Raw genomic sequence first — 5431 nt, forward strand, 5'->3', positions numbered from 1 at the left:
CGCGCGCAAGCGCGCCGCCATTCGGATGTACATGCTCCGCATCATCCGGCAAGCCGAGATCGCGCGTGACCGCAAGCCCCTGCGCAGCAAAGGCTTCGTTCAGCTCAATCACATCCATATCGCCGAGCGTGAGGCCCGCACGCTCCAGAACCTTGCGCGTTGCAGGCGCAGGCCCGATCCCCATGATGCGCGGCGGCACACCCGCCGTCGCCATCGCAACCACGCGCGCACGCGGCCGCAGCCCGTTTGCTTCAGCCATTTCTGCTGAGGCAAGAATGAGCGCGCAGGCACCATCATTGACGCCGGACGCATTCCCAGCCGTCACCGTGCCGCCCTCGCGGAAGGGGGCCTTGAGTTTTGCAAGCGCCTCAAGCGTGGTATCGGGCCGGGGATGCTCGTCTCGGTCCACTACAATGTCGCCCTTGCGCGAGGCGATAGTCACCGGCACGATCTCGGCCGCGAAGCGGCCTTCTTCAATCGCGCGGCCCGCCCGCTGCTGGCTTCGCCATGCAAAGGCATCCTGATCTTCTCGCGAAATCTGAAAATCTTCGGCGACATTCTCCGCCGTCTCCGGCATCGAATCGACACCATATTGCCGCTTCATCAGCGGGTTGATGAAGCGCCAGCCGATCGTCGTGTCATAGATTTCCGCGTCGCGCGAAAAGGCACTCGTCGCCTTGCCCATCACGAAAGGCGCACGCGACATGCTTTCCAGGCCGCCAGCAATCATCAGCCCCGCTTCGCCGGATTTGATCGCCCGCGCCGCCGTGCCGATGGCATCCATGCCCGACCCGCAAAGCCGGTTCACGGTGGAGCCGGGAACACTTTCGGGCAACCCCGCCAGCAGTGATGACATACGCGCGACATTGCGGTTGTCCTCACCGGCCTGGTTCGCGCAGCCAAAGATCACATCATCCACCCGCGCCCAGTTTACACCGGGGTTCCGCTCCATCAGCGCCTTCAGCGGCACCGCGCCGAGATCATCGGCCCGCACGCTGGAAAGCGCCCCGCCATAACGCCCGATAGGCGTGCGAACCGCGTCACAGATGAAAGCTTCCTGATGGTGATTCATGGGGCTTGTCCTTCCTCAGTATCGAAGAAAGGCAAGCTAGTGCGTTTTGCACAAAAACGCTTCTCTAAAAATCAGACGGCGTTTCAGGCAACATGCCGGCGCGGCGCCATTGCGGGCACCGTGGCGATATTCGCGAGCCGGTCGATCATCGTGTCGAGATCATCGGCCGCTATATGCTCGAAGGTCTCGCGCAGCCCTTCAAGGACATGGAAGCGATAAAGCTCAAGATCGAGCGAGCCGTCAGAACTCCGCACCGCATGATACGTGTCGAGCACCCGCCGAAAGGCCGGGTAAAGCGCTTCCGACATACCGGCGCGCGCATAGACCGCACGGAAACCAAGCGCCCCCACATCGTGAATGAGCCGCCAGATGCGTTCATCGGGCACATCGGTGAGTTCCGCAAACGCCGCTTCCACAAAGCGGATTTCGCCCGCACAGGCGGCCCGCAGGACAAGCGAGGGCGTGAGGCGGTTATTCTCCGCAAGCTGCGCAACGAGCTTGCGCATATCGTCCTGGCTCATGCGCCGGATCGCATCCGTCGTGGTCCGCTCGCGGGCCTGCTCTTCAAGGCTCGCCGCCACGCTGCCTTCAATGGCATGACGCTCCACGAGATAGGTGCGGATATTTTCCGACACCATCGCAATCAGCCGCTCGACGAGAAGCGCCGGCAATTCTCCGCGCTGCACCAGCGGCGCTGCGACATCGCTGTCATCAGCATAGCGTTCGGCAAGCATGGTGGCCGCCGCTTCATTGATGACGGCACCGGAATTGTGAACGAGTGTAAGAACAGCACTGCGATGGCCGCGATGGGCAATTGCTTCTGAAACCTGCGCGCCGAGTGTTGCACGCCCTGCAATCGCGCACTGTTTTTCGGGCGAGCCGTAATAAACAAGCCCGACAAGATCTTCATCCGTGAGAACGGGCGATTTTTCGAGAACCGGAATTGCGACCTTGTCGATGTCACGCGCAAGCTGAAGCACGATGTTACGCGGCGCAGCGGCATTGGAAGTCAGACAGCGCGACAGGGCTTCGCGCACGGAAACCGCAACATCATGGACGAGATAACCAAGAATCTCATGCGCCAGCTCCCGCTCGCGGGGCGCAAGCTCCACCTCACTGAACTGCAAGGCGACCTTGGCCGCCACCTCGGCCCGTGTGTCCTCCGACGGGTCCGAGAGCAGGCGCTCGACATCAGCTATTGTCAGCTTCTCAGCATTCATCCCGGTTCCCCGGTCGCGTTCTCGTTCAGCACCCGAACAATTCGGGCCCACCTGCCAAAATCCTAGGCAAGAACGGTTGCGGAAGCGTTTACTTTCAAAGCCGAAACACGCTCCATCCGCATCCGGGCGATCCTGAAATGACGGCTTTCCCCGCGTAATGCTCCGTGCCCGTATGATTTTGTTAACCTCTGCGCCTCCCCCGGAAAAAGACAGCGAGGAAAGTCCCGCCTCAAGGGCATGACGCGCGCATGACAGCGGTGCCCCGACGTCATCTGGCGGGATAAATTACGTCATCCGCCAGTAGATTCCGGCGTGCGGCCTCCCCCTCGTGGGAGCCTCGGACTTTGACTCGCCCGCCTTTTCATGGATGATCCGCCCCAATCAGAAAATCCAGCTACAGGGACCGGAATCCATGCTTGAGGGCATCAAGGTCATCGAAATGGCCACCTATATCGCCGCGCCGGGCGCGGGCGGCATTCTCGCGGACTGGGGCGCGGAGGTCATCAAGATCGAGCCTCTGTCGGGCTGCCCCATGCGCTACACCATGAAGAATGTCGGCGCGGACCACCTGAAGGGTTCCCCCATCTTCGACCTCGACAATCGCGGAAAAAAGGGCCTCGCCATCGACACATCGAAGCCGGAAGGCGTCGAGGCGGTAAAGCGGCTCGTGAAGGACGCAGATGTCTTCATCACCAATGTCCGCCCCGGCGGGCTGGAGCGCGCGGGCCTTGACTATGAGAGCCTGAAAGCCATCAACCCCCGCCTCGTCTATGCAAGCGTCACGGGCTACGGCCTTGAAGGGCCGGATCGCGACCGCCCCGGATTCGACATCGCCGCCTTCTATGCCCGCTCGGGCATTGGCTGGTTGCAGACAGTGAAGGGCAAGGAGCCGGTCACGCTCCGCACCGGCATTGGCGACCACACCACCAGCATGGCGACTGTCAGCGGCATCCTCGCTGCCCTTGTCGAACGCCAGAAGACCGGCACGGGCCGCCTCGTCGAAGCCTCGCTGCTGCGCGCAGGTATCTATGCCGCTGGCTCGGACACGGCAGTCCAGCTTCGCTATGGCAAGCTCGGCTCCACCAAGTCGCGCCATGAAGCGGTGATGCCGATCAGCAATTTCTTCCAGACGAAGGATACATGGATCGTCATCGTGCCGCGTCAGGGAACGGTGGACTGGACTGCTGTCTGCCGCGCCATTGGCAAGCCGGAACTCGAAACGGACCCGCGCTTCGACACTCCCAAGAATCGCCGCGCCAATGCGGCCGAGCTTGTCGATATCCTCGATGCCGCCTTCATCCAGCATGATGTTGAATATTGGCGCGAGAAGCTCGATGCGGAGGACATCATCTGGGCACCGCTCATGAGCCCCGCCAATGTGTTTGCCGACCCGCAAGCCCATGCGGCCGGCGCCTATGTAAAGGTGCCGGAAGAGGATGGCAGCGGCACCTATCTCTCTCCGGCCTCGCCCGTGCGCTTCCCCGGCTATGACGACACGCCGAAATCCGCAGCGCCCGCTCTTGGCCAGCACACGATTGATACCCTGAAAGAAGCCGGTTTCGCGGAAGAGGAGATCGAAGCTCTCCGCACCGCCGGGGCCATCCGATAGATTATCCGCAGACGAATATATCCACCTGACATCAGCGACGGAGCGCGCCATGACCGAGAACAGCTACACCCCGCCAAAAGTCTGGACCTGGAATCAGGACAAGAACACCAACCGCTTCTCGAACATCAACCGTCCTATCGCTGGCGCGACGCATGAGAAGGAGCTTCCGGTCGGCAAGCATCCCTTCCAGCTCTACTCCCTGGCAACGCCGAATGGTGTGAAGGTCACGGTCATGCTGGAGGAGCTTCTGGAAGCAGGCCACAAGGGTGCTGAATATGATGCCTGGCTCATCAATATCGGTGAGGGCCAGCAATTCGGTTCGGGTTTCGTCTCGGTCAACCCGAACTCGAAAATCCCTGCCCTGCTCGACCGCTCGACCAACCCGGCGACGCGTATTTTCGAAAGCGGCGCGATCCTGCTCTATCTGTCGGAAAAGTTCGGCGGTGCCTTTGTGCCGAAGGATATGTCAAAGCGCGCCGAATGTTATTCATGGCTGATGTGGCAGATGGGGTCAGCGCCCTATCTCGGCGGTGGCTTTGGACATTTCTATGCCTATGCGCCGGTGAAGATCGAATATGCGATCGACCGCTTCGCCATGGAAGTGAAGCGCCAGATGGATGTGCTTGACCGTCAGCTTGCCGAAAACCGTTTCATCGCTGGCGATGAATATACCGTCGCCGACATGGCGATCTGGCCGTGGTACGGCGCGCTTGCCAAAGGCGTTCTTTATGAAGCGGCAGAGTTTCTCAGCGTCCATGAATACAAGCATGTGAACCGCTGGGCCGACGAAATCGCCGAGCGTCCCGCCGTGAAGCGCGGCCGCATGGTGAACCGCACCTGGGGCGATCCTTCAAGCCAGCTTCCCGAACGCCACGATGCGAGCGATTTCGACAAGGTCGGGAAGTAACATCATCACTTCATCACGGGGTCATCTGGCCCCGTGATGGAACGCCTTTTTCCGGGTCGTGCCGCTCCGGCCTGAAAAACATGCCGAGTTGCAGGCTCTCCGCAATCCGCGCCGCCTTCTCCATGAAACGATCCGCTGTGTCCGGCGCGCAGATTTCTTCCGTCGTTTCGCGGAAAAGCATCAGCCAGCGGTCGAAATGCTTCGGCGTCACCTGCTTCAGCTTCAGATGCGCAATCATGGGCTGACCCTTGTAGCGCCCCGTGGTGAGCATCACGCTTGACCAGAAGTCGCACATCTTCAGAAGATGCGGCTCCCAATTGTCGCCAATGACGCGCTCGAAGATCGGTCCGAGTTCCGCGTCCGCGCGGATACGCGCATAGAAGCTGCGTACAACCTGCTCGATCTCCCGCTCATTGGTCACATCATCACCATTTGCGCCCCACGGCACCTGCGCGCTGCGTGGTCCGAAATCTTCGCGCCCATCCGTCATGGCAGCCTCATAAGATACATTTGACAAGTATCTTATTCATGGATCGTCCCGCCGCCATGCGGCATTTGGTCGGGTCTTGCAGAAAAGGGAAGGATCAGGCGCGGCGATAGGCGCGGGCCGCCCGCAAATCGAC

5 protein-coding genes are annotated in these 5431 nt (G+C 60.9%); 2 read left to right on the plus strand and 3 right to left on the minus strand.

Features of this window, described 5'->3' with window-relative positions:
• Both pcaF and WBF74_RS03625 read right to left on the minus strand, forming a co-directional pair.
• A partial coding sequence (pcaF, locus tag WBF74_RS03620; protein ID WP_424435296.1) for a 3-oxoadipyl-CoA thiolase occupies positions 1-1072 on the minus strand: 1072 nt, incomplete at its 3' end.
• A gap of 83 nt (positions 1073-1155) precedes the next feature.
• Complete coding sequence (locus tag WBF74_RS03625) at positions 1156-2292, minus strand: DUF2336 domain-containing protein (protein WP_424435299.1); 1137 nt, start codon at positions 2290-2292, stop codon at positions 1156-1158.
• Positions 2293-2704: 412 nt separating this feature from the next.
• Between WBF74_RS03625 and WBF74_RS03630 the strand changes: the two genes are divergently transcribed.
• Positions 2705-3901, plus strand: coding sequence for a CaiB/BaiF CoA transferase family protein (locus tag WBF74_RS03630; RefSeq protein ID WP_424435302.1), 1197 nt, complete (start codon positions 2705-2707; stop codon positions 3899-3901).
• Between the two features lie 49 nt (positions 3902-3950).
• Positions 3951-4808, plus strand: a complete 858-nt coding sequence (gene yghU / locus WBF74_RS03635; protein WP_424435305.1) for a glutathione-dependent disulfide-bond oxidoreductase — start codon at positions 3951-3953, stop codon at positions 4806-4808.
• 13 nt (positions 4809-4821) lie between these two features.
• Here yghU and WBF74_RS03640 read toward each other — a convergent pair whose 3' ends face one another.
• Positions 4822-5298 carry a group III truncated hemoglobin gene (locus WBF74_RS03640; protein ID WP_424435308.1) on the minus strand — a complete coding sequence of 159 codons (477 nt, stop codon included), beginning with the start codon at positions 5296-5298 and terminating at the stop codon, positions 4822-4824.
• Positions 5299-5431: the final 133 nt, after the last annotated feature.

Source organism: Parvibaculum sp. (genome assembly GCF_049672805.1).
Lineage (GTDB): Bacteria > Pseudomonadota > Alphaproteobacteria > Parvibaculales > Parvibaculaceae > Parvibaculum.